This window comes from Pseudomonas versuta, from assembly GCF_001294575.1.
Classification (GTDB): domain Bacteria; phylum Pseudomonadota; class Gammaproteobacteria; order Pseudomonadales; family Pseudomonadaceae; genus Aquipseudomonas; species Aquipseudomonas versuta.
The window spans coordinates 768,573-795,474 of record NZ_CP012676.1 but is presented as its reverse complement, the minus strand read 5'-3'; the positions used below and the strand labels follow the sequence as shown (position 1 = coordinate 795,474).

The window sequence follows — 26,902 nt, the reverse complement described above, 5'->3', positions numbered from 1 at the left end:
CCGGGTATTTCATGTACGCCCCCGTCTTCCCTTCATTTAGTGCCAAGTAGCACCGGTTGGCTGGCAAGGCTTTCACGGGGAGCTGGCAAAAGGCTAAGCTACGGCACAATCAGCGCGGGTTGCCCTGCGCTTGTCGAGTTATTCATTTGTACGGAAGCCTCATGCGCAGTCGTCTTTTCAACTTTTTATCCTGCCTGCTTCTCACTACCTGTGCCGTGCAAACCGCCCACGCTGCAGACCTTACTCAACAACGCCAGCTATACGACGATGCCAAGCGCGCGCTGGCCAAGGGCGATTCCGGCCCTTACTTCCAAAATGCCGCTGCGCTGCGTACTTATCCGCTGACCCCTTACCTGGCCTATGACGAGCTGACCGCACGTCTGAAGTCCGCCAGCAACCCTGAAATCGAGCAGTTTCTGGCCGAGCACGGCGACCTGCCCCAGGCCAACTGGATGAAACTGCGCTGGTTGCGCTGGCTGGCCGAGCGTGGCGACTGGGCGACTTTTGCAAAGTATTACGACCCCAAGCTCAACTTCACCGAACTCGACTGCCTCAATGGCCAGTATCAGCTCAACCACAACCTCAAGGCCGAAGGCTATGCCAGCGCTGAAAAACTGTGGATGGTCGGCAAGGCTCAGCCCGCAGCGTGTGACGCGCTGTTCAGCCAGTGGGCCGCCGAAGGACAGTTGACCGAGCAAAAACGCTGGCAGCGGGTCAAGCTGGCGGCAGAAGCCCGCAACTATGGTCTGGCCACCACCCTGGCCAACGGCCTCAACACCTTGGGCCCACAAGCCAAGCTGATGATTGATGTGGCCCAGAAGCCCGACATGCTCAGCCAGCCATCACGCTTCTCACCGGCCAGCGAGGCCATGTCTGACGCCGTGGGCCTTGGCCTGCGCCGCCTGGCACGCCAGGACCCGGAAAAAGCCGCCTCCCTGCTCGACACCTATGCCACCAACATGCATTTTTCGCGTGACGAAAAAGTCGCCATTGCCCGGGAAATCGGCCTGACGTTCGCCCGTCGCTACGACAGTCGCGGCCTGGACATCATGACCAAATACGACCCGGAACTGCGGGACAACACGGTCACGGAGTGGCGCTTGCGCCTACTGTTGCGCCTGGCACGCTGGGAAGACGCCTACCAGCTGACCACAAAACTGCCCCAAGACCTGGCAACCACCAGCCGCTGGCGTTACTGGCAAGCCCGCAGCCTGGAGCTGGCCGAGCCGAAAAACCCGCAATCGCTGGTGCTGTTCAAGAAAGTCGCCAACGAACGGGACTTCTATGGCTTTCTGGCCGCCGACCGTGCCCAGACCCCATATCAACTCAATAACAAGCCGCTGATGCTCAGCCCGCAACTGATCAGCAAGGTGCGCAACACCCCTGGGGTGCAGCGCGCCCTGGAGTTCCATGATCGCGGACAGATCGTCGACGGACGACGGGAGTGGTACTACGTCAGCCGCTTGTTCAGCCGCGACGAAATGGTCGCTCAAGCCAAACTGGCCTACGACCTGAAATGGTATTTCCCGGCCATCCGCACCATGGCGCAAGCGCAGTATTGGGACGACCTGGATGTCCGCTTCCCGATGGCACACCGCGACACGCTGGTGCGCGAGGCCAAGGTTCGCGGATTGCATTCGAGCTGGGTATTCGCCATTACCCGCCAGGAAAGCGCGTTTATGGATGACGCCCGCTCAGGCGTTGGCGCTAGCGGCCTGATGCAGTTGATGCCGGCCACCGCCAAAGAAACCGCACGCAAATTCAGCATCCCACTGGCCTCACCGCAGCAAGTGCTGAACCCGGATACGAATATCCAGCTGGGTGCTGCCTACCTGAGTCAGGTACACGGCCAGTTCAACGGTAACCGAGTACTGGCTTCTGCAGCCTACAACGCAGGCCCCGGTCGTGTTCGCCAATGGCTTAAAGGTGCAAACCACCTGGGCTTTGACGTGTGGATCGAAAGCATCCCGTTCGACGAAACACGCCAGTACGTGCAGAACGTTCTGTCATATTCGGTGATCTACGGCCAAAAACTGAACGTACCGCAGCCGCTGGTGGACTGGCACGAACGTTATTTTGACGACCAGTAAACACACCCATTTCCTGTAGGCGCGAGCTTTTAACAGCTCGCGAGCAAGCTCGCGCCTACAGGTTCAGGGTTTACTCCAGAATCGTCACCGGCATGCCCACTTCCAGCACACCCTCACCCTCGTTCACCAGGTTCTGGCCGAACATCGTCCCTTCTGCTTGCTTGCGATAGGTCATCAGGGTGGCCAGTGGCTCGCGCTGTTCATCACGCACACCGGTGTGCGGATCTACTGTGGTCAGGATGCAACGCGAGCAGGACTTGACCACTCGCAACTCGGTATCACCAATACGGATGCGCTTCCAGCCATCTTCAGCAAAGGCCTCGCTGCCCTCAATCACCAGGTTTGGCCGAAAGCGCAGCATGTCCAGTTCACGCCCGACTTTGCCAGACAGATCGTCCAGCGACGCCTGACCAATCAGCAATAACGGGTAGCCATCGGCAAACGCCACTTTGTCGTCATCACGGCCATAGCCCGCTTCAGTGGTACGCGCACGCTCCAGCGGAACATGCACCAGCCGTACCGGCTTGTCGACAAAACGGCTCAACCAATGAGCGGCGGCATCGCCCGCATCCGGTACGCGCAGTGTGTCGCGCCAGATGGTGACACCCCGCAGATTGGACTCGGCATCCGGCACCTTCACGTCCAGCGGGTCAAACCCCTGGGCGCTCAGGGTCAAACCGCCAGTGGCGTTCCACAGTGCTGAAAGCTGGCTCATTTGAGGGTCCGCACGCTGCGTCAGGAACCTGCCGCTCGCTTCATCCACCAGCATCCAGCGTCGATCACCCACCAGGCCCAGCTTGTCCAGACCGGCCCGGGACAAGCTTTCACCTTTGGCGGATTTCAGCGGAAAACGATAAAGCGCACTTAGACGCAACATGGGCCTGCCTCGAAGGAGTGAAAAGGCCACAGTATACGAATAAAAAAACCTTGCTTGCCCGCAGTTAAGCCGGCACTTGATCCAGCATCAAACGCTGGCGAACGACGTCCACCAGCTTGTCCGGCTGAAATTTGGAAAGGAAATTGTCGCAGCCGACCTTCTTCACCATCGACTCGTTGAAGCTGCCCGACAACGAGGTATGCAGCACCACGTAAAGGCTGCGCAAGCGCGGGTCGTTACGAATCTCAGTGGTCAGGCGATAACCGTCCATTTCCGGCATTTCGGCATCGGTAAAAATCATCAGTAACTTGTCTGTCATGACCTGGCCTGTGTCCGCCCATGCCTTGAGCATATTCAGGGCCTTGAGACCGTCACTGGCCACATGCATTTTGACCCCCAGCTGCGACAGCGTTTCACGCAACTGGGACACCGCCACGCTCGAGTCGTCCACCAGCAGTACTTCACGGCCACGGGCCAGTTCGAGCAGCGGATCCTCAAGCTTTTCGCGCGAGACTTTGGCGCTGTACGGCACGATTTCGGCCAGGACTTTTTCCACGTCGATGATCTCGACCAGCTGTTCATCGACTTTACTGATCGCGGTCAGGTAATGCTGGCGCCCGGCACTGCCCGGCGGCGGCAAAATAGCCTCCCAGTTCATGTTGACGATGCGATCCACGCTGCCCACCAGAAACGCCTGGATCGAACGGTTGTACTCGGTGACGATAATCGTACTGTCGGGCCCCGGCACAACGGGCCGCATGCCAATCGCCTGTGACAGATCGATCACCGGCAGGGTTTTGCCTCGCAGGTTAACCACTCCGCATACGTGACGGTGACGGTGCGGCATCAGGGTCAGCTTGGGCAGTTGCAGGACTTCTTGCACCTTGAACACGTTGATCGCGAACAGTTGCCGACCCGCCAGACGAAACATGAGAAGTTCTAGCCGGTTTTCACCCACTAGCTGGGTTCGCTGATCTACCGTGTCGAGAATGCCGGCCATAAATAACTCCTGGGCGTAAGGGCTTAATGCCTGGAGTTATCGGCCGGCCGGGGTGATTCTTTATTGCTCAAAGCTGCTGCTGTCATCCTTCCAGGAGTCGGGGCGGATGGCTTTGCCTCGAAGAGCTGAGCAGTGGAGAGTTTTCTGGCAAATGGACCCGCAACGCGCCCTTGCGAACTTCGAAGCGCATGGCATCACCCTCCAGTGGCTCGCCATCAAGATTCATTGAAAGGCCCTCGGCCGCCTTGATCTCAACCCACGGCAAACGGGCCCGGACAAACAGGTTATCCAGGCTCCAGCCACCGGCCATCAACTCTTTGAGGGTGCCAACCACTTCCTGGGGCGCAGGCAAAATGCTGATGTCCAGCAAACCGTCATCGACCAGAGCCTGCGGGCACAGCTCTTGCCCGCCACCGGCCTGACGACCGTTACCAATCCCCAGCGCCAGCAAATTACCCTTCCAGTGAAAGTCCGGCCCTTGCAGCTCTGCATAAGCGGCGTGCAACTCACTGAAGCGCGTAAGCCCGGTAAACAGATAGGCCGCACCGCCCAGCACCTTTTTCAAGTCTTCCGATGTATTGGCCGTGACCTGGCTGCCAAAACCACCCGTGGCCATGTTCAAGAACATCTGCCCGCCCACTTCCCCCAGATCAATGGCGCGTGCAGGCACGTCCAGCAAGGCCATGGCTTGACCGGGCGCCAGCGGGACACCGGCGGCCCGGGCAAAGTCATTGGCCGTGCCCAGCGGCAACAGCACCAGGCCGGCTTCGGTATCGGCCAACGCCAGAGCCTCGCAAATATCGCGCAAGGTGCCATCGCCACCGCCCGCAATGATCTGGCTATAGCCCGCCTCCAGAGCCTCGCGCACAAGCCGCTGGGCATCCCCGGCCTCCCATGTGAGGCGTACTGTCAGTTCCCAGCCCATGGCACGCCGTTGCTCCACCGCAGCCCGTACGTCTTCGTTGAGCGCTTGCTTACCGTGCAAAATCAAAAATGCCTTACCTGCACTCATCTCTATATCCCTCGACAAAAGCGGTCTGGTTTTTTGGACAGCAGCCAAACCAAAAAAACCCATACGTCCACGACTTATTTGCCTGATAGCGCCCCTGTTGTCGTCAATCGGTCGATCAATCGCGCAGAACCGGTCAAACTCCACCGCCCTTAAGCAGCCCATTGACGCCAGAGGCTTTCTGAATGAGCACACTCATTCCCTGCATCATCGCCGGAGGCGCTGGCACCCGGCTTTGGCCAGTGTCACGTGAGTCCATGCCCAAGCCCTTCATGTGCCTGCCCGACGGCGAGAGCCTGCTGCAAAAAACCTTCCAGCGTGCAGTCGGCCTGGCAAACGTAAACCGCTTGCTGACGGTGACCAGTCGCGAGGTATTTTTCCGCACCCTTGATGACTATCGCCCGCTCAACGATGGCGGCGTAGCGCTGGACTTCATCCTTGAACCGACAGGACGCAACACCGCCCCTGCCATTGCCGCCGCCGCATTGCACGTGGCCCGACGCTACGGTGAGGATGCGCAACTGCTGGTGCTGCCGGCCGACCACCTGATCACCGACATGACGGCCTTTGCCGCTGCCGTCGACAGCGCACGGCGATTGGCCGACCAGGGCTGGCTGGTGACGTTCGGCATCCGGCCGACCAGGGCTGAAACCGGCTTTGGCTACATAGAGAAAGGCCCGGAACTGAACAGCGACGGGTTCCAGGTAGCGCAATTTGTTGAGAAGCCCGATGCCATAACGGCCCAGCACTATCTGGACGCTGGCCGGCACCTGTGGAACAGCGGCATGTTTTGCATGCGGGTCGACAGCATCCTGCGTGAACTCAAAGAGCACGCACCACGGGTACTGGAGGCCGTTTCTCACTGCCTTGAACACAGCCAGGTGTTTCAGGGTAAACAGGAACTGCACCTTGAGCTGGACAGCCGGACCTTCACTCTGGCGCCCGATATTTCCATCGACTACGGGCTGATGGAGCATTGCAAGAAAGTGGCCGTGGTTCCCTGTCAATTGGGCTGGAGCGATATCGGCTCATGGCAGGCGGTGCGCGAGCTGAGCCCGGCAGATGCCAACGGCAACCAGTGCAATGGTGAAAACGTGCTGCACGATGTACATAACTGCTACATCAACGCCCCCAAACGTCTGGTCGGCGGGGTCGGGCTCAATGACCTGATCATCATTGACACCCCCGATGCGCTGCTGGTCGCCGATGCCAAGCGTAGCCAGGATGTTAAATACATCGCCCAGGCGCTCAAGCTGAAGGGCCACGACGCCTATCGCCTGCACCGTACAGTCACAAGGCCGTGGGGCACTTATACGGTGCTCGAAGAAGGGCCGGGGCTCAAAATCAAACGTATCGTGGTCAAGCCCCAAGGCGCGCTGTCCTTGCAAATGCACCGCCAGCGCAGCGAGCACTGGATTGTGGTGAGCGGCATCGCGCAGGTGACCAATGGCGACCGCCAGTTTGAGCTCAACACTAACGAATCGACCTTTATCAAACCTGGCAGGGCTCACCGCCTGGTCAATCCGGGGTCGGTTGACCTGGTAATGATCGAGGTGCAAAGCGGCGAGTATGTGGGGGAAGACGACATCGTGCGCTTGAGCGATATTTATGGCCGAGTACCTGTGGGGCGGTAGCTGCTCTTACTGACAAGCCACACGGGCTCTGTAGGAGCGAGCTTGCTCGCGAGCCTCTCAAGAATGCCGAGCTCACTCACTAATCAATATGGGCTCGACAAAAAGCTCGCTCCTGCAGGTCTTCGGGGATTTAACCCAGCACTTCGCTTAACGGGATAAAGCCTGCCAGGTCACCTTCAACCAGGGTCCGCCCTTCGAGCACTTCCACCAGCCCTTCGGCCCATGCAGCACTGCGCAACACCCCCGAGCTCTGGTTTTTGTAGATCACTGCCCGCCCCTGCTCCAACCGGCCACGCAGGTACTCGCGGCGATTACCCGGCTTGGGCCAGACGAACCCGGCCGGCACCTGAAACTTTAACGGCTCGACGGCTTGCACGCCCTGGCGGCGCAATATGTAAGGCCGGGCCAGCAGTGCAAAGGTCACCAGGGTCGACGCCGGATTGCCCGGCAGGCCAATCACCGGTACACCCCGAAAATGCCCGCAGGTCAGAGGCTTCCCCGGCTTGATTGCCAGCTTCCACAAGGCCAGTTCACCCTCTTCGCGCAACGCAATACCCAGGAAGTCAGCCTCGCCAACAGAGACGCCACCGGTGGACAGAATCAGGTCCACCGCGCCCAGCTGTGCCAGGCGCTGACGGGTTGCCGGCAAGTCATCGGGCAAGATCCCCGCATCGACCACCTCACACCCCAGGCGTGTCAGCCAGCTGCACAGCAATACACGGTTGCTGTTGTAGATTTGCCCCGGCCCCAATGCCTGGCCCGGCTCGATCAGTTCATCGCCGGTGGATAACACCGCAACCCTGACCCGCCTGATCACGGGCAACGCGGCGCAGCCTAAAGACGCCGCCAGCCCCTGTTCGATCGGGCCCAAACGGGTGCCCGCAGCAAGCACGGTCTCACCAACGGTGGTTTCCTGCCCTTGAGGACGGATATTCTGCCCCGCATGCAGAGCTTCAGTGAAAACTACCCGGCCATCAGCCTGCACCTGAGCGTTTTCCTGCATTTCGACGCAATCGGCGCCTGCGGGTACGGGGGCGCCGGTGAAGATTCGCGCACAGGTACCCGCCGCCAAAGGTTCGGGGGCCTGACCGGCAAAAATGCGCTGGCTGACCGGCAGCGGCATCCCGGACCAGTCGGCCAGGTTCAGCGCGTAACCGTCCATGGCGCTGTTGGGCCATGGCGGCAGATCGAGCGTCGATATCAGGTCCTGGGCCAGCACCCGGCCTTCGCAGGCCGCCAACGGCAGCGATTCAGTGTCGCGAATCGGAGCTGCTTCGGCCAACGCCAGCAATCGCGCCAGGGCGATCTCGACGGGCATCAACTCGCCGGTGCGGCCCGGCTTATCCACGGGTTTCACAGGCCGGTGCCTGCTTTAAATGGGCAACGAAGTTACAAGGGCGGTGACGTGCGTCCAGCTGCTCGGCCAGAATCCCGTCCCAACCGGTGCGCACTGCGTTGGTCGAGCCCGGCAGGCAACACACCAGCGTGCCGTTGGCCAGCCCGGCCAGGGCCCGCGACTGCACGGTCGAGGTGCCGATATCGGCTACCGAGATCTGACGGAACAACTCACCAAAGCCATCGACCTGTTTGTCCAGCAGACAGCTCACCGCTTCTGGCGTGCTGTCACGGGCAGTAAAACCGGTGCCCCCGGTAATCAGCACCACTTGCACGCTGTCGTCGGCAATCCAGGTCGCGACCTGGGCACGGATTTTATACAGGTCATCCTTGAGCAGCACCCGTGCTGCCAGTTGATGCCCGGCTTCGCTCAGGCGGTCGACAAAGACCTGCCCCGAAGTATCGGTTTCGAGAGTACGGGTATCACTGACAGTCAGAACAGCGATGTTCAGAGGTACGAAAGGTGCATCAACCTTGGCTTTCATAGACGAGGTCCAGTTGTAGGAGAAACAGCCCGGTGTTATATCACAGCCCTTCTTTTGCCTGGTTGCGTGGAGTCCATACATGAGCGAGTTCCAATGCTCCATCCTGTTGCTGGCAGGCGGGCGCGGCCAGCGCATGGGCGGGCAAGACAAAGGGTTGATCATGTGGCGGGGCCAGCCGCTGATCGCTCATGTCCAGCGCGTGGCGCGACCTCTGAGCGATGACTTGATCATTTCGTGCAATCGCAACCGCGAGCTATATGCGGACTATGCAGACCAACTGGTCAGTGATGGCAACGATGATTTCGCCGGGCCTTTGGCAGGTATCCTGGCCGGACTGGCTGTTGCCCGTCACTCGCACCTGCTGGTGTTGCCGTGCGATGCACCCAAGGTCGACCGCAACCTGCTCTGCGACCTGCTCAACGCCGCCGGCCAACACCCGCAGCAGCCGTTAATGGTGCGCCACGGCGAACACTGGGAGCCTTTGTTCTGCGTGATCCCGACGGCACTGGCAGGCGTTTTCAGGCAGGCATGGCAAACAGGTGAGCGCAGCCCGCGCAAAATCATGCTCCAGCTCAATACCCGGGCCTGGCAGTGCGCAGAGAATGACCCGCGACTGACTAATTTCAACACCCCTGAATTACTGGATTGACCGGCCATGCAGCACTTGTGGCACTAGCCAAGGAACTTGCGGACGTTGTATACGTCTCAGGGACAGTAAATCTATAAAGCACTTTAATTTGTTGGAGAACCACAATGACTCATCGGACTCTCGCCGCTCTTATGCTCGCTGCTGGCATGGCCGCCCTTGCTGGCTGCGCTTCGCCAACAGTGATCACACTCAATGACGGTCGTGAAATCCAGGCAATCGACACGCCAAAGTATGATGAAGATTCAGGCTTCTACCAGTTCAAACAATTGGACGGTAAAGAAACCCGCATCAACAAAGACCAGATTCGTACCGTTAAAGAGTTGTAAGCCTCGCATCAAAACAAAACCCGCCTGGTGCGGGTTTTGTTGTTTGTGGAGCAGACCGATGGCGTTTACCAGTCCAGATGTATCCGGCTTTCAAAGTAGCGCTCCTGCCCCGTCAACGGGTCAGCGAAGCGCAAGCTATGGGCCAGCAGCTTCAGCGGGTTGGCATAGTCATCAAGCGCATCCTTGATCACGTCGGGGTAGAACGGGTCATTACAGATACCCGCCCCCAGAGCCGCCATGTGTACCCGTAGCTGGTGCTTCTTGCCCGTAACCGGATACAGCGCATACCGCCACAAATCAGCGTTTTTCTCACACACTTCGACCCGGGTTTCGGTATTGCTGGCACCGGGGCCTTCTTGCATGCGGAAAAACGGCTCGCCTGCCACCAGACGGCTTTTGTGCACAAGCGGCAGCTCAAGGTCAGGTAAGGCTCGTGCAATGGCTTCGTAGCGTTTTTCGATCTTACGTGTAGGAAATAACGACTGATACGCGGCACGACTCTCTGGATTGGCCGAGAACAACACCAGGCCAGCCGTATGCCGGTCGATGCGATGCAGCGGGACCAGATGCGGGTTATCCAGCGTGCGAATCAAGCGCCTGAGCAAGGTTTGCTCAACGTACTCACCCGCCGGTGTCACCGGCAGAAAATGCGGTTTGTCCGCCACCACCAAATGTTCATCGGCATAGAGAATGGTTTCCTGCACCGGGATCGGTGCCTCATTGGGCACTTCGCGAAAATAGTGAATGCGCAGGCCTTCCTTGTACCGCAACTGCGCACTGATCGGCGCGCCGTCAGCGTCCAGCACCCGGCCACGAGCGATGCGATCAAGCCATTGCTCGCGGCTGATGGCGCGAAAGTGCTCGCACAGGCAATCGAGCACCGTAATCCAGGCACCGGGAGGCAGGTACAAAGTGCTGGCTTGGTGCTCGGCGGCGTTGAAAGGCTGGGTCGACATAGATAACTCGGACGATAAATGCAGCCGGTGATTATCGCGCAGAGCACCTGCCCAGGGCTATTGGAGAAAATTTACCACTTGGGCCGCATCGAATGGCCAGTTCAACTCTTCGCCGCTATCGATACGACGCAGCACCGGAATGCGTAAACCGTAGGCCTCGAACATCGCCTCACTTTCAGCAATATCGACCAGCTCGACCAGCAGTCCATGCTCGACCAAAGGCATTAACTCTGCCTCGGCCAATTCACACAAGTGGCAGCCCAGGGTGCCGAACAATTGACATTCGGGAGGCATAATTAATGACCTTGATTAAATAAGCGTCCATTTTAAGAGCCTTGCCCAGAGACGTCGAGGTGCCTGGCAGTGCCCTTGCATTCCCGCGCGAATCCCTGCGAGCAAGAAGAATACAATCGCCCCCCCTTGCTTGCGACTACGCTGGACCTGTGCCGGCAAAGCCCCCCGCGCTATCTGTGGACTGACAACAAAGCATGATGCACATCAGCGCCCGCACTTGCAGTTTGCTGGATGCTCGCGACTTTTTTACTCGAACTGACAAGGAAGACTTTCGTGTTCGCCAATTTGTTAATCATCCTTGCCTCCTCCCTGATAGTGATCGCGCTGTTTCGGCGCCTGCAATTACCCCCGGTACTGGGCTATTTATGTGTCGGCCTGCTGGTAGGCCCGACGGCGCTGGACTGGGTCAATGACAGCCCGGACCTGCCTGACCTGGCAGAGTTGGGGGTGGTGTTTTTGCTGTTCTCGCTGGGCCTGGAGTTCTCACTGCCCAAAATGCTCAAGCTGCGTCACGTGGTGTTTGGTCTGGGCAGCCTGCAAGTACTGCTGAGCACGGCCGTCCTCGGTGGTTTGTTGTATGCGTTCGGGATGAGCGCCAGCACCGCATTTTTGCTGGGCGCAGGCCTCTCTCTGTCATCCACAGCCATCGTGAGCAAGGAACTGACCAGCCTGGGCGAAATTTTCAGTCGCCACGGGCAAAACGCCATTGGCGTGTTGCTGTTTCAAGACGTGGTCGCGGTGCTGTTGCTGACGTTGGTACCGGTGTTTGCCGGCAGCAGCGATCAGGCCTGGTATTGGGCATTGCCGGTCACCTTGGGTAAGACCGTTATTTTGTTTGTTGGCCTGCTGTTTGCCAGCCGCTTCGTGCTGCCGCGACTGTTTCATGAAGTGGCCGCCTCCCGTTCGGCCGAGCTGTTCGTGCTGCTGGCACTGGTGATCGTATTACTGACTGCCTGGCTAACCCACCTGCTCGGTTTGTCGCCAGCACTGGGCGCCTTCCTGGCCGGCATGCTGCTGGGCGAAAGCCACTACCGGCACCAGATAGAAGCCGACATCCGGCCATTTCGCGACATCTTGCTGGGGTTGTTTTTCGTCAGTATCGGCATGCTGATCGATCTGCAATTGTTCGTTCACGACGGTTTGCTGATTCTGGGCCTGACCCTGGCCTTGATGCTGATCAAGGGGGCAGTCGTCGCAACCCTGGTCAAGCTGCGAAGCAGCGATGGCGAAACGGCCTGGCGCAGTGGCCTGGCGCTGGCCCAGGGCGGTGAATTCTGCTTCGCCCTGATGGCACAAATGCAACTCAACTCGCTGATCCCGCCCGATATTGCTGCCTATCTGCTGGCGGCCACTTTTTGTTCGATGCTGTTAACCCCCTGCTGCTGCGGGTGGCACCTAAAATTGCCGCAGCCCTGCACCGCAAACCTAATGAAGAAGCCGAGCTGGAAGAAATCGCCGCACAAAGTGCCGAGTTGCATGGCCATGTGGTGATGTGCGGTTACGGTCGTGTTGGCCAGTCCATCGGGCGTTTTCTGCGCAGCGAGAACAAACACTTCGTGGCTCTGGACTACGATCCGGACCGGATTCAGGAGGCGGCCAAAGGAGACAGCAGCGTGCACTACGGCGATGCCCGCCGGGGTGATTTGCTACGCGCAATCGGCCTGGACCGGGCTCGCCTGCTGGTGATCGCGGTAGATAACACGGACGTGGCCATGAGCGTGCTCGAGGAGGCCCGGCTCATTACCCTCGAAGTGCCCATTCTGGTCAGAACCCGCGACGACAGTAAGCTCGCCGAGCTCAAGGCTGCGGGGGCGACAGAAGTGGTACCTGAACTGCTGGAGTCGAGTCTGATGCTCGCCTCCCATGCCCTGATCATGCTTGGGCTGTCAGAAAAAGCCGTACAGCGCCGGGTGGATGAAGTGCGGCACAACCGTTATCACTTGCTTGAAGGCTGCTTCGAAAGCACAGACCCACAGGAAGCTTCGGGTTTCCCCCGCGAAGATGAATAAATTGAGGTAAGGTTTTAAATCGCTCAGTGGGAAATCTCTGACATTTACGTTGGGCAATCCCACAAGGTGTCAGAGAAAAGCAGTGAACCTTCACCGAATGCCTACACTCGAACCATCAACAAGCCACTAACGGAGTTACTCATGGCCCGCATAAAAGCAAAGAATGCTCAAGAAATCCTGTTGGCCGATTTCCAGGCCCTGGTCAACGACACAGAAAGATTGCTGGAACACTCTGCGACTCTGGCCGGCGATGGCGCTGAAGAAGTGCGCGCTAAAATCCAGGACAGCCTGCTCAAGGCCCGCGAATCCCTGGCTGATACCAAGGAGTCGTTGCAGGAGCGTGGCCAGGCTGCCGTAGTGGCCACCGAAGATTATGTCCAGTCCAACCCTTGGCAGTCCGTTGGCATCGCGGCGGGCGTAGGCTTCTTGATTGGCCTGCTGGCCACCCGGCGCTGATATGACAACTGAAGAATCCGGCTCCTCCCGTTCCACACCGCGGCGCTTGGGTGCCGCGGTTCTGGGTCTGTTGCATAGCCATGTCGAGTTGCTGGGCATCGAACTGCAAGAGCAGAAAGCGCGCACGGTCAGCCTGTTGTTATTTGCCGGGCTGGCGCTGGTGTTCGGTCTGTTGCTGCTGATCGGGCTGTCGGCGCTGGTCTTGATATTGCTCTGGGACAGTTATCGCCTGAGCGGCATTATCGGGCTCTGCGTGTTTTATGCGCTGGCGGCGGTGTTCTGCGGCGTGCGCCTTAAAGCGGCCGTGTTCGATGAGTCTTCTCCTTTCAACGCCACGCTGGAAGAGCTGGCCAAAGACCGCGAGCGATTGATGCCATGAGCCATCCTGAAATGCCACAAAACGCCTCACGGCGCGAGATGCGCAAACTGTTGATCCGTCTGCGCATGGAAATGCACCGCCAGGAGATACGTCATGAATCGCAACAGCTGCTGCAACCGCTGCAAAAAGTGCGCGGCATGGCCAGCAACTGGCAAGAAAACCTGGGGATAAAGCACGGGTCGCTGTGGGCCGTGGGGCTTGTCAGTGTGCTCGGCTTTCTGACGGGCAGAAGTGCAAAAAGCAAAGGCAGTGATGGAACATCACGCTGGATCGGCTTGACCACAGGCTTGTTGCCTCTGATCAAGATGGTCATCCAGGCTGCCTCGCGCAAGCCTTGAGGGGCGTGGTGTCCTGGCAGGAGCGAGCTTGTTTCGCTCCTGCAACTGTATGGCCCCGGACATGCGTAGAACCATCTGCGGCTTGCGCCATCCTGTCTGAAGCGAGAAGCTGAGGCATCAGTCACTGACGGAGCACTGCGCCTTGGATTGGCAAACCCTGCTTAACCGCGAACGCCTCGGAAAACCTCACCACAGCCCCGAAGAACTCGGCCGCAGCCCTTTTCACAAGGACCATGACCGGATTATTTTCTCGGGCGCATTCCGCCGCCTGGGCCGCAAAACCCAGGTCCACCCGGTCAATAGCAACGACCATATCCATACCCGGCTTACCCACTCCCTGGAAGTCAGTTGCGTGGGGCGCTCGCTGGGCATGCGCGTCGGTGAAACGATCCGCAGCGCCCTCCCCGAATGGTGCGACCCGGCCGATCTGGGCATGGTGGTACAGTCCGCCTGCCTGGCCCATGACATAGGCAACCCGCCTTTTGGGCACTCGGGTGAAGATGCCATCCGCAACTGGTTCCGGCAGGCCGCAGACCGGGGCTGGCTCGATGACATGAGTGACGCCGAGCGCAATGACTTCCTGAATTTTGAAGGCAATGCCCAAGGTTTCAGGGTGCTGACCCAGCTCGAGTACCACCAGTTCGATGGTGGTACCCGCCTGACCTACGCCACTCTGGGCACCTTTCTCAAATACCCGTGGACCGCACGCCATGCGGACGCCTTGGGCTACAAGAAGCACAAGTTCGGCTGTTACCAAAGTGAGCTGCATCTGCTCGAAAATATCGCCCACAAGCTCGGTTTGCCACAAATGGAGGACCAGCGCTGGGCACGGCACCCACTGGTCTATCTGATGGAAGCAGCCGATGACATTTGCTATGCCTTGATCGACCTTGAAGATGGCCTTGAGATGGATCTTCTGCAGTATGACGAAGTGGAATCCCTGCTATTGGGTCTGGTGGGCGATGACTTGCCAGAAACCTATCGCCTGCTCGGCCCCAAAGACTCTCAACGGCGCAAGCTGGCGATCCTGCGTGGCAAGGCTATTGAGCACCTGACCAACGCAGCCGCACTGGCCTTTGTCGAGCAGCAGGAGCAACTGTTGGCAGGCACCCTGCCAGGTGATCTGGTGGAGCATATGCACGGTCCGGCCAAGCGCTGCGTACTGGATGCCAAAGACATGGCGCGCAAAAAGATCTTCCAGGACAAACGTAAAACCCTGCACGAAATCGGCGCCTACACCACACTCGAGATTCTGTTGAATGCCTTTTGTAGCGCGGCACTGGAACAGCATGGCGGCCGGACACCCTCTTTCAAAAGTCGTCGTATCCTCGATTTGTTGGGCAACAACGCTCCCGACCCGCAATGGCCGTTACATCGCGCGTTTATGCGGATCATCGACTTTATCGCGGGGATGACCGATAGCTATGCCACTGAGATGGCAAGAGAAATGACCGGTCGTTCAAGCCACATTTGACCAATACCTGCCCTTGTAAAAAGGGCAGGCAAGCCGAGCTTGAGAGCCGCACAGTGCTAAATAAAACCTGTTCCGCTATCCATGTTTAAACACCTGAATCCACCTGTTTAAACATGAGCACACAGAATTATCTGTACTGTAGGATTCTTTACTAAATACGAAAGAAAATACACGCCACACAAAATCTCACTTCAGCAAATAGTTTTATCCATCAGCAAACCGCCACAGCAGTTCAAGTAAATCGTGAGCCAGTGCCTTATTTAATGTAGGACTATTCCCATACTACCCTTGTAGACCTCAAGCTTCGTGCCCAGCCCATACAACTGGGATAAGGTGCGCGCACTCTGTGCCGTACTTTATGGAAACTTATATGAACACCGTATTTATTGTTGACGACCATCCGGTGATCCGACTGGCCATTCGCATGCTGTTAGAGCATGAAGGTTATAAAATAGTCGGTGAAACCGATAATGGCGTAGATGCCATACAGATGATCCGCGACTGTATCCCGGACTTGATCGTGCTCGATATCAGCATTCCAAAACTCGATGGTCTTGAAGTGCTGGCACGCTTTAACGCTATGAACAAAATCTTCAAGACCCTGGTATTTACGGCCCAGCCACCGGCCATTTTCGCCATGCGCTGCTTGCAATCAGGAGCTGCCGGGTATGTATGCAAACAAGAAGACCTGAGTGAGCTTGTCAGTGCCATCAATGCTGTCGTATCCGGCTACAACTACTTTCCCAGCCAGGCATCGATTTCTGAAAAATACGAAAACGACAACTTGTCTGACATCGAACTGTTCAAACTGGTCAACGACCGGGAACTCATGGTCCTTAAGCTCTTCGCACAAGGAAAAACGAACAAGGAAATAGCCAGCGCCATGTTCATCAGCAACAAGACCGTGAGCACTTACAAAAAACGGCTCATGCAAAAACTCAACGCCAGCTCACTGGTCACGCTTATCGAACTGGCTAAACGCAACGCTTTAGTATGAAAAGACCAACTACCTGGCGGTTAAACAAGTCTCCATCGTTAATTGCAGGACTGCTCCTTTGCACCTTACTGTTCGCTACCCTGGCCCGGGCTGAAAACCTTTTACTGCTCAGCCGTTCGAGCACCTCCCCCATGGAAGTTACGCTGGATAAACAACAACGCTACTGGCTCCTGCAAAAACGTGAATTGCAGGTCGGAATTTCAACCCCTGACTATCTGCCGTTCGACATGACCGCCAGCGCTCAGGATTACGAAGGTTTGACCGCCGACTATCTCGGTATTCTGGCCAATGCCCTTGACCTGCCAATCAAAATCCAGCGTTTCCATTCCAGGAACGCTGCCATCAAGGCACTTGAAGAAGGCAGGATCGACTTGCTCGGGACCTCTAATGGCTTCGAAGCAGCCAACCCCAAACTGCTGCTGTCCATTCCATATGCAATCGACAAACCGGTCCTGGTAACCCGTGAGGGGGATACTAGTGCGCTCTCCCCTGACCTTGCCGGCATGCGCCTGAGCATGGTGTACCACTACTTGCCTCTGAATGAGATCAAGGGCCTTTACCCCCAGGCCATCATCCATTCATATCCGTCCACCCAAAACGCCCTTAACTCGGTCGCCTTCAATCAGGCAGACGTGTTTATCGGCGACACGGTGTCGACGAATTACATGATCAACAAGGGCTACCTGAAGAACATAAAAATGGTCAGCTTCGGCAAGCAGCAAGCCCATGGCTTCAGCTTTGCCGTACGCCGCGATAACCCGCAGTTGCTCGATATTATCAATGCGACCCTGCGCGCTGTGCCCGCCAGTGAGCGGGACAGCATTACCAGGCGCTGGAGTGCCGGAAGCGATATTTTACTGAGCGGCCAAAATCTCCATCTGACTGAGCGCGAAGAGCACTGGCTGAGCCAGCACCCGGTTGTCAACGTGGTGGTCAATGAAACGCTGGCACCGCTGACTTTTTTTGACACTGACGGGCATTTCAGAGGTATCACTGCTGACTTGCTGGAGGTCATTGCCCTGCGTACCGGGCTGCGTTTCAAGATACAGCGTGCGCGCAGCATCGGAACCATGATCCAGATGATCAATAACAACGAAACCGACATTATCTCAGCCATCAGTCCGTCTACTTACCGCGATAACACGCTAAGTTTCAGTCGACCTTATCTTGAGAATTCATTTGTTTTGCTCACCGCAAAAGGCTCGGATAAAAACGCCAGCCTTGATCAACTGGCTGGCAAAAGACTAGCGCTGACCCAAGGGCACTCCCTGATCGACTACTTGCGCACAGAGCATCCGTATATAGACCTGGTCGAAACCGACGACATTTATAAAGCTACGGAGCTCCTGGCCGAGGGCAAAGTACAAGGCGCGGTCAATTCGCTGGTCATCGCCAACTATCTGCTTGCTTCGAAAATGTTCCGCAACCGCTTGCAAATCAGCGCCTCACTGGGAACCCGGCCCTCAACGTTTTCCCTAGCCACTGCTCGCAATGCAACAGAATTGAACGCCATCCTCAACAAGGCTTTGCTCAGTATTGCACCTGAAGAACTGGGCACTATTAACAGTCGCTGGGGAGGACATGTTCCGGCGTCAGACAGTTACTGGCGCAATTACCGCCACCTGATTTACCAGATCATCATCGGCAGCAGCGTTTTACTGCTGCTGTCATTAATCTGGAACGCCTGCATGCGGCGGCAAATCCGGCAACGAAAAATAGCCGAGCGCGAACTCAATGATCAGTTCGAGTTCCTGCAGGTTCTGGTCAATGGCACCCCGCATCCAATTTATGTACGAGATCGGGACGGCGTGCTGCAAACATGCAATGACAGCTACCTGGAGGCCTTATCAACCAAACGCGAAGTGGTCATCGGTAAAACGCTGATGCAAACCGCCGGCCTTATAAGCAACCAGTACGAAGCCCAGGATTATCAGGCGGACTGCCTGCGAGTCATGCGAGAGGGAGCACCGCATATCGTCGACCGCACGCTGCATATTGGCGACAAAACGCTCACCCTCTATCACTGGATTCTTCCCTACCGCAATTCCTTGGGCGAAGTACAAGGCATCATCGGGGGCTGGATCGATATCAGCGAACGCCTTCAGCTTCTGGATGAACTGCGTAGCGCCAAAGAGCAGGCCGATGATGCCAACCGGGCGAAAAGTACATTCCTGGCAACCATGAGCCATGAGATCCGAACGCCGATGAATGCCGTCATCGGCATGCTTGAGCTGACCTTGAAGCGCGCCGACCAGGGGCATCTTGATCGGCCCTCGATCGAGGTTGCCTACACCTCGGCCAAAGACCTGCTGAATTTGATCGGCGACATTCTCGATATCGCCCGCATCGAGTCCGGGCGGATGAGCCTGACCCCGGAGCGGGTCAATCTGCGCGACCTGGCCAACTCGGTAATCCGGGTGTTCGATGGTCTGGCGAGGCAGAAATCCCTGAACCTCTCACTGACGTTCAAACCTGAAGGCAGGGCGCCGGATGTAATGATCGATCCGCTGCGTTTCAAGCAAATCATGACCAATCTGATCAGCAACGCCATCAAGTTCACCGAGCGCGGGCAGGTGACTCTCGAACTCCACTTGCTGGCAAGCGATACCCCGCACCAGATTGAACTGCAGTTGAGCGTAAAGGACACCGGTATCGGTATCAGCCAACGCGACCAGCAGCGCCTGTTCCAGCCGTTCTCTCAAGTGGAAAACAACGGCAAACAGGCGCTCAACGGTACAGGCCTCGGTCTGGTGATCTGTCGCAGCCTCTGCGAAATGATGGGCGGTACACTCAACCTCAGTAGCCAGCCCGATGCAGGCACTCAGATTCAAATATCGCTCAAGCTACCCGCCCTGGAGCCGTGTCTGGCTGGCGTTGTGCCGGAACCGCAAATCAGCCCTTCAACTTATCAGTTGAATGTACTGGTGGTGGACGACCACCCGGCCAATCGTCTGTTGATGTGCCAGCAGCTGGGATTTTTAGGCCATCGGTTTAGCAGTGAGAACAATGGGGCAAACGGATTAAAAGCCTGGATAAAAGGATCATTCGATCTGGTCATCGCTGACTGCAACATGCCCGTCATGAACGGATATGAATTGACCCGGGCAATTCGTCAGTATGAGCAGGCAGCCCAGCGTGCGCCTTGCACGATACTGGGGTTCACGGCCAATGCTCAGCCTGAGGAGCGTCTGCGCTGCAAGCAGGCCGGAATGGATGACTGCGTGTTCAAACCCATCAACCTGAGCGTGCTGAGTCAACGCCTGAGCGCGATTGTGCCCAAGGCCACACCAGCCCAAGCGCTCGACATTGATAGCTTTTACTCACTGTCAGGTCGAGACAACTCACGCGTCAGAAAGCTGCTTGAAGAGCTGCAACGCAGCAACCGGGAGGATCTCAAGACATTGCTTGAACTGCACATGGACGATGGCCTGCAATCTTTTGTCCAGATCGCACACCGGATCAAAGGTGCAGCGCGAATTGTGGGAGCCAGCGAACTGATCAAGCACTGTGAGGCACTGGAGCAGGCAACCCGCTCGACGCTAGAGCCCTGCCGCAATGCCGTGCAATACGCCATGGAGTCTCTGGAACAGGCGTTGAGCAATGAACTGGCCAAGCGCAACAAGGATGCCTGAGGAGTGAACTTCAATGGTCCTGATAAAAATGCAATCCAGCCCGGATTCACTATGCTTTCAGGCATTCTCGCCCGCGGTGACCCAGCCATGTTTCCAACTGCCTCAGCCAAAAAACGTCAGTATCCGCTGCACTTTCATATCAGTGCGGTATTTACACTTTTACTGGTGCTGATGGCTGTTGCTCTTGGAGTGTTTAACTATCTGCAAACTACCCGGATCATTCTCGACAGCAGCCAGAAACTCTTTAGCCGGATCGAACAGGATGTACAACTGGACCTGCTGAACACTTACCAACCCATTCGACAAACATTGAACCTGCTGGCACTCACCCCCAATGCCACTACGGCCGCGTCAGGAAATCAAATGGGACTGCTGCAACCGTTCGTGCAAGCGCTGAAGGATCATCCCGAGTTATCGGCACTGTTCAAGGGTGATAATCAGGGTAATTTTTTCCAGGTACGCCCCCTGAACAATCAGGCCATCAAAATCCGGATGAAGGCTCCCGATCAAGCGTCTTATGCCGTTTGGTCCATTCAGAGATCTGCCAACTCCAACGAAATCGAGTCAAAAAAACTTTTCTTTGATGACTCCCTAACCTTGCTACAAGAGCGCGTTGTACCCAATGAAACCTATGATCCTCGGGAACGCAGCTGGTTTATCCCGGCGCGTGGCAATATCGACCAGACCACCACCAGCCCTTACCTGTTTTTCTCCACACAAGAAGCGGGTACTACGCTCTCCAGACGCAGCTCGGCTAAATCCGTCATAGGTGCCGACCTGACCCTTTCGCAACTGTCCAGCACTCTGGCTGAACACCTGGTCACCCCCAATACGCAAATTGTCTTGTTCGATGCCGATGGCCGAGCGGTGGCGTACCCACACCTTGGCAAACCAGGGGACGGCAATAACTCAAGGGAGTTGCCCCTCGTTACAGAGCTGAGTCCGGCCCTGAAACTGTTGCTCGACCAAGGTAGTCACGTTGGTCAGAGTCTGAACGACGGCAAGCACAACTGGATCGTTTCGCGAACAGATATCAATGACGGGGGCGCCAACGGTCTTCAATTGGCCTTGATGGTGCCTGAGGATGAGTTACTGGCTGATGCCTACGAGCTTCGCTGGGAAGGTGCCCTGATGGCACTTGCCATACTTTTGTTATGCCTGCCTGTGGGCTGGCTGACTTCCCGAATACTGGTCAAGCCCTTGACGGCCTTGGTGGAAGAAGCCGATGCCATTCGCCGCTTCGACTTCAACTACCCGGTCAATCAGCAATCGCCGGTGCTTGAAATTGACCAGCTGGCTATTTCCATGAGGCGAATGAAACAAACCCTCGCGAGTTTTTTCGAAATCACCGCAAGCCTCTCGGCCCATACCCGGTTTGAACCACTATTACAGTCGGTTCTGGCTGAAACCACCAAAATTGGCCAGGCACAGGCGGGGCTGATCTACCTGACAGAGAGCGAAGGCACGCACCTGGAATTGAAAGGGGTGATTATCAATGAACAGCCTCAGGAACTGCCCACCCAGAGCCCTGTTAACCCGCAAAGGCCTGAGTGGCTGCACACTTTGATAGAAGGAGGACATGACAGTGTCGTGCGTACTCTCGACTTCGATCAGGCTGGCGATTTGCAGTTCGTGATGAACGCGCTGGAAAGCACCAGCATCCACCTCATTGGCATCCGCCTGCATAACCGACACGGCGAGACCGTTGGCGTCCTGGCGCTGGTGTTGAATAACAGCGGCAAGAGTACTGATAACGATAATTTGCGATCCGACCGCATTGCGTTTATCCAGGCCGTTTCGGGCGCTGCCGCCGTCTCAATTGAAAGCCAGCGCCTGCAAGAGCGCCAAAAGCAATTGCTCAAGGCCTTTATTGAGCTGCTGGCCGGAGCTATCGACGCTAAAAGCCCTTACACCGGCAACCATTGCCAACGGGTTCCGGCACTCACCTTCATGCTGGCCGAAGCGGCTGCCGCGAGCCAGCAACCGCAATTCAGGCAGTACAACCCCACTGATGATGAATGGGAAGCTCTGCACATTGCCGCCTGGTTACATGACTGCGGAAAAATCACCACCCCCGAATATGTGGTCGATAAAGCCACTAAACTCGAAACCCTGTATGACCGCATTCACGAAATCCGCACCCGCTTTGAAGTCCTGAAACGCGATACCTGGATTAACTACTGGCAAGCTCGGGCTTTGGGCGGCAATGAGCAACGACTGGCTGAATTGCGCGACACCTGCTTGCAGGAGCTCGATGATGACTTTGCATTTGTCGCCCACTGCAATGTGGGCGGCGAGAGCATGGCCCAGGAAGATTTGCAGCGTTTGACCCGCATTGCACAACGCACCTGGCTCCGTACCCTGGACGATCGGCTGGGCGTGTCCTGGGAAGAAAATAAACGCCAGGCCTTGCGCGAAGAACACCCTCTTCCGGTCACGGAGTTGTTGCTCTCGGACAAGCCCGAACATTTATTCGTGCGCGATGAATCCGAAGTCATCACAACTGAAAACCACTGGGGTTTCAAACTTGATATACCGCGCTCCAAGTTCAATCGGGGCGAGTTATACAATCTGAGTATCACCCGCGGCACACTGACTGCCGAGGAACGCTACATCATCAACAATCACATCGTGCAAACCATCCTGATGCTCGAGCGCCTGCCTTTCCCGAGCTATTTGGGCGACATCACCGAATTGGCGGGTGGTCATCATGAAAAAATGGATGGCAGCGGTTATCCAAAACGCCTGAAGCGCGAGGACATGAGCCTGGCGGCCCGAATGATGGCAATTGCCGATATCTTCGAGGCATTGACCGCCTCGGACCGCCCGTACAAACGGGGCAAAACCTTGAGAGAGGCGTTAAACATCATGGCGGGCATGTGCCGCGATGCCCATATTGACCCTCAACTGTTCGAGCTGTTTATGCGCGAACAGGTCTTCATGCATTACGCCCGGCAATTCCTTGAGCCTCAACAGATCGATCTGGTGGATGTCGATGCCTTGCTGCTCAAGGCCGGGCTGACAGGCTAACGATCAGCAATCACTCAAACGCAAGAAGATCGCTGCCAGTGCTTCAACGCCTTGCTGGTCCTGCTCGGAAAACCTGCCGATGCTCGGGCTGTCCAGGTCCAGCACGCCGATCAGGCGACCGTCCTTGATCAAAGGCACCACCAGTTCGCTGTTGGAAGCACTGTCACAGGCAATATGCCCTGCGAATGCGTGTACATCCTCAACCCGCTGGGTTTGTCGGCTGGCGGCAGCAGCCCCGCAAACGCCACGCCCGAATGGAATACGGACGCACGCGATCTGGCCCTGAAATGGCCCCAACACCAACTCTTCATTGCGGTTCAGGTAAAAACCGGCCCAATTCAAATCGTCCAGCTGGTGGTACAAAAAGGCCGAAAACTGTGCGGCGTTGGCAATAAAATCACGCTCATCCGCCAGTAAGGATTCCAGCTGCGCCTGTAGCAAGCCGTAGCCCTCCAGGCCTGCGCCAGTGGCATTCAAATCAATCATTGTTCTGCTCCAGTAACTTCAATCCAACCCAGTAGCGTGCAAACTGATAAGCGCAGCGACCATTACGGTTGCCACGTCCGGTCGCCCAGCGCACGGCCAGAATGTCCAGCGCTTCGTCACGCTGGCACTTCAAACCGGCTTTACCTGCCAGTACCTCGATCCAGTGTTCGACCACATTCAAGAAGTGCTCCTGGGTAAAGGGGTAGAACGACAACCAGAGGCCGAAACGATCCGACAATGCAATCTTGTCCTCCACCGCCTCGCTGGGGTGAAGCTCGCCATCGACGTTCTTCCAGTTCTCGTTGTCGCTTTCTTTTTCGGAAACCAGGTGCCGGCGGTTCGAGGTCGCGTAAAGCAGGACGTTATCCGGAGCTTGTTCCAGCGAGCCGTCGAGCACACTTTTAAGTACCCGGAAGTCGCCTTCACCGGCGTCGAACGACAGATCATCGCAAAACAATATAAAACGCTGTTTCAACCCTTGGATCTGCTCGACCACACGCGGCAAATCGGCCAGGTGATCGCGTTCAATTTCAATCAAGCGCAACCCGGCCGGCGCGTACTCGGCAAGCAAGGCACGGATGATCGAAGACTTGCCCGTTCCGCGCGACCCCCAGAGCAAGGCATGGTTGGCCGGCAAACCGTTGAGAAATTGTTTAGTATTGCGGCCCAACTGATCGCGCTGGGTATCAACCCCGATCAGATCCGTAAGACGCATATCAAGGCTGACTTGCAGCGGCATCAGATAACCCGAGCGACCTTCGCGCTGCCAGCGCGCGGCCAGGCAATCGTCCCAGTCAATCGGCTCGCGCTGCGCAGGCAGCAAGGGTTCGAGACGCGCCAGGACCGCTTCGGCCCGCTCCAGAAAGGCATACAGTTTAGAATCCACAACATCTCCTCTGACTGATACACAGTGATAGCGCATTGATATGGAGAGCGCCTTGCGCCCGACCATGAGGTGATTGATACAACCTGCCCGTAAATACTGCAGCTATGCCTGCCTGTTAAGCGGCTAATCGACTACTCTAGCCCGCCGAAGGGAAATGGAATCAGGTGCTGCACCCATGGACATAAAACTCACCCACCGCCTGTCTTTCAAACAGGCCAGGCTGACAGTGCTGGTCGGCTTTGTCCTGGGGACAATACTCAGTCTGCTGCAAATCGGTATGGATTATGCCAGCGAAAACGCAGCCATCAATCGTGAAATCGAATCCCTTTTAGATATCAGCCATAACCCGGCTTCACGCATTGCCTACAACCTGGACTCAGAACTCGCACAAGAGCTGGTTATGGGTCTGCTGCGCGCTCCGGCCATTACCGGCGTTCAAATCAGCGACAACGATAAAAACCTCCTGGCATCAGGCCAGGACCAGCCTGATACCGGCCGTTACCGGGCATTGAGTGATTTCCTGTTCGGCTCCATGCGCACCTTCGACGATCGGCTGTACTTCAGCCACTTGCCCGAACAAAGCGTGGGCGTATTGCACCTGGAGGTGGATACCTACCCGTTTGGCAGTCGATTCCTGCACCGTGCCGAGCTCACACTGCTCAGTGGTTTTGCCAGAAGCCTGCTGCTGACCTTCATTCTTCTGGCGCTGTTTTACGTCATGCTAACCAAGCCGTTGGTACGGGTGATTGGCGAGCTCAGCAGGAGCAAGCCCGGTACCCCCAATCCATCGCGCATCGAGTGTCCGTGCGGGCATGAAGACGACGAAATCGGTGTATTGGTCAACGCAGCCAATCAGCAGTTTGACGCCGTAGCCCGTGAAATCGAACAGCGGCGCAACGCAGAAAACCGCCTGACCGAGTATTCGTCGCAGCTCGAAGACATGGTCAAGGCGCGCACCCAGGAACTGGAAGCCATCAATTCACGCCTCAGCCAATCCAACCAGGAGTTGGAAGCTGCCCGCAGTACAGCGCTGAAAATGGCCCAGGCACGGTCGGCGTTTCTGGCCAACATGAGCCACGAAATACGCACGCCCCTAAACGGCCTGCTGGGCATGCTGGAGCTGTGCCTGGACAGCCCGCTCAACGCCGAGCAACTCCAGCAACTGTCCATCGCCCACGACTCGGGCAAGGTCCTGGTCGAACTGCTGAACGACATTCTTGACCTGTCAAAATTCGACGCCGGCAAATTGGAGCTTGAGCATATTGCCTTTGATCTCGGCACGCTGATTGAAGACACCGCCAACCTGTTATCGCAGAACGCAGCGCCCAGTGTAGAACTGACCTGCCTGATTGATCCGCTCTTCCCGACACTGGTTCTGGGTGACCCTACGCGAGTGCGCCAGATCGTCAGCAACCTTATGTCCAACGCGCTCAAGTTCACCCGGTTCGGACGCGTTGATGTTCGTCTCAGCGCGCACAACGACCAGGTAAGAATCGAGGTATGTGACACCGGCATCGGCATTGCCCAGGAAGCTCAGGCACGCATATTCAAGCCCTTCACCCAGGCCGGGGCCGGGATTACCCGGCAGTTTGGCGGCACAGGCCTGGGCCTGGCGCTGACCCGCAGCCTTTGCGAAGCCATGAACGGTCGCCTGACGATCAGTTCAGAAATAGGTTTCGGCAGCCAGTTTTGCGCCGAGTTGCCTTTGCCTTGCCACACGCCTGCTATCAAGCCAAAACCGTTGTCGGGCCGGATCATTGCCGTGAGCCCATCGGGTAGCGGCCTGGCTGAGTTGTTGAGCAGCTTTTTGCCTTTTTGGGGGCTGGAGTACCGGCGTTATTCCCTTGATGAATCACTGGCGGGTGTCAAACCGGACCTGCTGATTACAGATTGCCCCGAATGCCTGTTTGGCCTGCGACCCACCATCAGTACCCCGATCTTGTTGGTCACCGCCTATGGCAATTTCATGCCGGGCGATCAGGTCAATGCACTGGCCCCCCTGCAACAAAAAGCCCGGCCTCTATCGCGCCACGCGCTGTATCAAACCTTGCAGCAGCTGCTGCAAAAAGAAGACGACTCTCATCCAAACAATCATTCCAGACGCTCGTTCGTCCCGCATCGCGCACAGGTGTTGCTGGTTGAAGACAATCCGGTGAACCAGCTGGTTGCCAAGGGGATGCTCGGCAAGCTTGGCTGCGACGTAGTGATTGCGGCCCATGGCGGCGAAGCCCTGAGCCAGCTGGAGCGCAGCAACTTTGATCTGGTGTTGATGGACTGCAACATGCCCGTCATGGATGGCTACGAAGCCACCCGGCAGATTCGTCAAAGTGGCCGCTGGCCGCAGTTGCCAATCGTTGCCTTGACCGCCAATGCCATGCCCGAAGAGCGCGAGCGCTGCCGCACGGCGGGGATGAACGACTACCTGGCCAAGCCCTTCCGCCGCGAAGAGCTCGAAGCCCTGCTCGACCTCTGGGTACCGTTGAACGCCTGAGCAGTGCAG

21 protein-coding genes and 1 pseudogene are annotated in these 26,902 nt (G+C 57.0%); 13 read left to right on the top strand and 9 right to left on the bottom strand.

Features of this window, described 5'->3' with window-relative positions; all coding sequences use genetic code 11:
• Positions 1-161 precede the first annotated feature (161 nt).
• Positions 162-2,090, top strand: coding sequence for a transglycosylase SLT domain-containing protein (locus AOC04_RS03725; RefSeq protein WP_060691209.1), 1,929 nt, complete (start codon positions 162-164; stop codon positions 2,088-2,090).
• 70 nt (positions 2,091-2,160) lie between these two features.
• Here the strand turns inward: AOC04_RS03725 and AOC04_RS03720 are convergent, their stop codons facing one another.
• From AOC04_RS03720 to yegS, 3 genes are all read right to left on the bottom strand, one after another.
• The gene (locus AOC04_RS03720; RefSeq protein ID WP_060691208.1) at positions 2,161-2,967 is read right to left on the bottom strand and encodes an MOSC domain-containing protein; all 807 of its coding nucleotides are present in this window, start codon (positions 2,965-2,967) and stop codon (positions 2,161-2,163) included.
• 64 nt (positions 2,968-3,031) lie between these two features.
• Entirely contained in the window at positions 3,032-3,967 is a 936-nt protein-coding gene (locus tag AOC04_RS03715) for a chemotaxis protein CheV (protein ID WP_060691207.1), read from the bottom strand.
• Positions 3,968-4,049: 82 nt separating this feature from the next.
• Positions 4,050-4,979 (bottom strand): lipid kinase YegS, encoded by a 930-nt coding sequence (yegS, locus tag AOC04_RS03710; protein WP_060691206.1) that lies wholly within the window; start codon positions 4,977-4,979, stop codon positions 4,050-4,052.
• A gap of 182 nt (positions 4,980-5,161) precedes the next feature.
• Here yegS and AOC04_RS03705 point away from each other — a divergent pair, with 182 nt between their 5' ends.
• Complete coding sequence (locus AOC04_RS03705) at positions 5,162-6,610, top strand: mannose-1-phosphate guanylyltransferase/mannose-6-phosphate isomerase (RefSeq protein ID WP_060691205.1); 1,449 nt, start codon at positions 5,162-5,164, stop codon at positions 6,608-6,610.
• A gap of 130 nt (positions 6,611-6,740) precedes the next feature.
• Here AOC04_RS03705 and AOC04_RS03700 read toward each other — a convergent pair whose 3' ends face one another.
• Together AOC04_RS03700 and moaB are read right to left on the bottom strand one after the other, a co-directional pair.
• Entirely contained in the window at positions 6,741-7,967 is a 1,227-nt protein-coding gene (locus tag AOC04_RS03700) for a molybdopterin molybdotransferase MoeA (protein WP_060691204.1), read from the bottom strand.
• Positions 7,951-8,490, bottom strand: a complete 540-nt coding sequence (gene moaB / locus AOC04_RS03695; protein ID WP_060691203.1) for a molybdenum cofactor biosynthesis protein B — start codon at positions 8,488-8,490, stop codon at positions 7,951-7,953. Before moaB ends, AOC04_RS03700 begins: the two co-directional genes overlap by 17 nt.
• A 79-nt stretch (positions 8,491-8,569) precedes the next feature.
• On the opposite strand from moaB, the gene mobA reads away from it, so the two are divergent.
• A complete protein-coding gene (mobA, locus tag AOC04_RS03690; protein WP_060691202.1) occupies positions 8,570-9,139 on the top strand; it encodes a molybdenum cofactor guanylyltransferase MobA in 570 nt (189 codons plus the stop codon).
• A 104-nt stretch (positions 9,140-9,243) separates the two neighbouring features.
• Positions 9,244-9,465, top strand: a complete 222-nt coding sequence (locus AOC04_RS03685) for a YgdI/YgdR family lipoprotein (RefSeq protein ID WP_003446602.1) — start codon at positions 9,244-9,246, stop codon at positions 9,463-9,465.
• Between the two features lie 65 nt (positions 9,466-9,530).
• On the opposite strand, the gene AOC04_RS03680 is transcribed toward AOC04_RS03685, so the two are convergent.
• Together AOC04_RS03680 and AOC04_RS03675 are read right to left on the bottom strand one after the other, a co-directional pair.
• Positions 9,531-10,421 carry a pseudouridine synthase gene (locus AOC04_RS03680; protein WP_060691201.1) on the bottom strand — a complete coding sequence of 297 codons (891 nt, stop codon included), beginning with the start codon at positions 10,419-10,421 and terminating at the stop codon, positions 9,531-9,533.
• Positions 10,422-10,478: 57 nt separating this feature from the next.
• A complete protein-coding gene (locus AOC04_RS03675; RefSeq protein WP_060691200.1) occupies positions 10,479-10,715 on the bottom strand; it encodes a glutaredoxin family protein in 237 nt (78 codons plus the stop codon).
• Positions 10,716-10,988: 273 nt separating this feature from the next.
• On the opposite strand from AOC04_RS03675, the pseudogene AOC04_RS03670 reads away from it, so the two are divergent.
• From AOC04_RS03670 to AOC04_RS03635, 8 genes and pseudogenes are all read left to right on the top strand, one after another.
• A pseudogene (locus tag AOC04_RS03670) lies at positions 10,989-12,724 on the top strand (cation:proton antiporter).
• 141 nt (positions 12,725-12,865) lie between these two features.
• Positions 12,866-13,180, top strand: coding sequence for an ElaB/YgaM/YqjD family protein (locus AOC04_RS03665; protein ID WP_003446596.1), 315 nt, complete (start codon positions 12,866-12,868; stop codon positions 13,178-13,180).
• Between the two features lies 1 nt (position 13,181).
• Positions 13,182-13,559, top strand: a complete 378-nt coding sequence (locus AOC04_RS03660; RefSeq protein WP_060691199.1) for a phage holin family protein — start codon at positions 13,182-13,184, stop codon at positions 13,557-13,559.
• The gene (locus AOC04_RS03655; RefSeq protein ID WP_060691198.1) at positions 13,556-13,897 is read left to right on the top strand and encodes a hypothetical protein; all 342 of its coding nucleotides are present in this window, start codon (positions 13,556-13,558) and stop codon (positions 13,895-13,897) included. Before AOC04_RS03660 ends, AOC04_RS03655 begins: the two co-directional genes overlap by 4 nt.
• Before the next feature lie 142 nt (positions 13,898-14,039).
• On the top strand, positions 14,040-15,371 hold the full coding sequence (locus AOC04_RS03650; RefSeq protein WP_060691197.1) for a deoxyguanosinetriphosphate triphosphohydrolase: 1,332 nt from the start codon (positions 14,040-14,042) through the stop codon (positions 15,369-15,371).
• Between the two features lie 370 nt (positions 15,372-15,741).
• Positions 15,742-16,368, top strand: a complete 627-nt coding sequence (locus AOC04_RS03645) for a response regulator transcription factor (RefSeq protein WP_060691196.1) — start codon at positions 15,742-15,744, stop codon at positions 16,366-16,368.
• Positions 16,365-20,000, top strand: coding sequence for a transporter substrate-binding domain-containing protein (locus AOC04_RS03640; RefSeq protein ID WP_060691195.1), 3,636 nt, complete (start codon positions 16,365-16,367; stop codon positions 19,998-20,000). Before AOC04_RS03645 ends, AOC04_RS03640 begins: the two co-directional genes overlap by 4 nt.
• An 87-nt stretch (positions 20,001-20,087) precedes the next feature.
• Positions 20,088-23,030 (top strand): HD domain-containing phosphohydrolase, encoded by a 2,943-nt coding sequence (locus AOC04_RS03635; protein ID WP_060696863.1) that lies wholly within the window; start codon positions 20,088-20,090, stop codon positions 23,028-23,030.
• A 3-nt stretch (positions 23,031-23,033) separates the two neighbouring features.
• Here AOC04_RS03635 and AOC04_RS03630 read toward each other — a convergent pair whose 3' ends face one another.
• Both AOC04_RS03630 and AOC04_RS03625 read right to left on the bottom strand, forming a co-directional pair.
• Positions 23,034-23,516: a GAF domain-containing protein gene (locus tag AOC04_RS03630; RefSeq protein ID WP_060691194.1), complete on the bottom strand. Its 483-nt coding sequence runs from the start codon at positions 23,514-23,516 to the stop codon at positions 23,034-23,036.
• Entirely contained in the window at positions 23,509-24,402 is an 894-nt protein-coding gene (locus tag AOC04_RS03625; RefSeq protein WP_060691193.1) for an ATP-binding protein, read from the bottom strand. Before AOC04_RS03625 ends, AOC04_RS03630 begins: the two co-directional genes overlap by 8 nt.
• 175 nt (positions 24,403-24,577) lie before the next feature.
• Here AOC04_RS03625 and AOC04_RS03620 point away from each other — a divergent pair, with 175 nt between their 5' ends.
• Positions 24,578-26,893, top strand: a complete 2,316-nt coding sequence (locus AOC04_RS03620; RefSeq protein WP_060691192.1) for a response regulator — start codon at positions 24,578-24,580, stop codon at positions 26,891-26,893.
• Positions 26,894-26,902 lie beyond the last annotated feature (9 nt).

Coding starts and splice junctions, on each gene's coding strand:
- AOC04_RS03725 (WP_060691209.1), top strand. CDS start 162: ATGCGCAGTCGTCTTTTCAACTTTTTATCCTGCCTGCTTCTCACTACC.
- AOC04_RS03720 (WP_060691208.1), bottom strand. CDS start 2,967: ATGTTGCGTCTAAGTGCGCTTTATCGTTTTCCGCTGAAATCCGCCAAA.
- AOC04_RS03715 (WP_060691207.1), bottom strand. CDS start 3,967: ATGGCCGGCATTCTCGACACGGTAGATCAGCGAACCCAGCTAGTGGGT.
- yegS (WP_060691206.1), bottom strand. CDS start 4,979: ATGAGTGCAGGTAAGGCATTTTTGATTTTGCACGGTAAGCAAGCGCTC.
- AOC04_RS03705 (WP_060691205.1), top strand. CDS start 5,162: ATGAGCACACTCATTCCCTGCATCATCGCCGGAGGCGCTGGCACCCGG.
- moaB (WP_060691203.1), bottom strand. CDS start 8,490: ATGAAAGCCAAGGTTGATGCACCTTTCGTACCTCTGAACATCGCTGTT.
- mobA (WP_060691202.1), top strand. CDS start 8,570: ATGAGCGAGTTCCAATGCTCCATCCTGTTGCTGGCAGGCGGGCGCGGC.
- AOC04_RS03685 (WP_003446602.1), top strand. CDS start 9,244: ATGACTCATCGGACTCTCGCCGCTCTTATGCTCGCTGCTGGCATGGCC.
- AOC04_RS03680 (WP_060691201.1), bottom strand. CDS start 10,421: ATGTCGACCCAGCCTTTCAACGCCGCCGAGCACCAAGCCAGCACTTTG.
- AOC04_RS03675 (WP_060691200.1), bottom strand. CDS start 10,715: ATGCCTCCCGAATGTCAATTGTTCGGCACCCTGGGCTGCCACTTGTGT.
- AOC04_RS03665 (WP_003446596.1), top strand. CDS start 12,866: ATGGCCCGCATAAAAGCAAAGAATGCTCAAGAAATCCTGTTGGCCGAT.
- AOC04_RS03660 (WP_060691199.1), top strand. CDS start 13,182: ATGACAACTGAAGAATCCGGCTCCTCCCGTTCCACACCGCGGCGCTTG.
- AOC04_RS03655 (WP_060691198.1), top strand. CDS start 13,556: ATGAGCCATCCTGAAATGCCACAAAACGCCTCACGGCGCGAGATGCGC.
- AOC04_RS03645 (WP_060691196.1), top strand. CDS start 15,742: ATGAACACCGTATTTATTGTTGACGACCATCCGGTGATCCGACTGGCC.
- AOC04_RS03640 (WP_060691195.1), top strand. CDS start 16,365: ATGAAAAGACCAACTACCTGGCGGTTAAACAAGTCTCCATCGTTAATT.
- AOC04_RS03635 (WP_060696863.1), top strand. CDS start 20,088: ATGTTTCCAACTGCCTCAGCCAAAAAACGTCAGTATCCGCTGCACTTT.
- AOC04_RS03630 (WP_060691194.1), bottom strand. CDS start 23,516: ATGATTGATTTGAATGCCACTGGCGCAGGCCTGGAGGGCTACGGCTTG.
- AOC04_RS03620 (WP_060691192.1), top strand. CDS start 24,578: ATGGACATAAAACTCACCCACCGCCTGTCTTTCAAACAGGCCAGGCTG.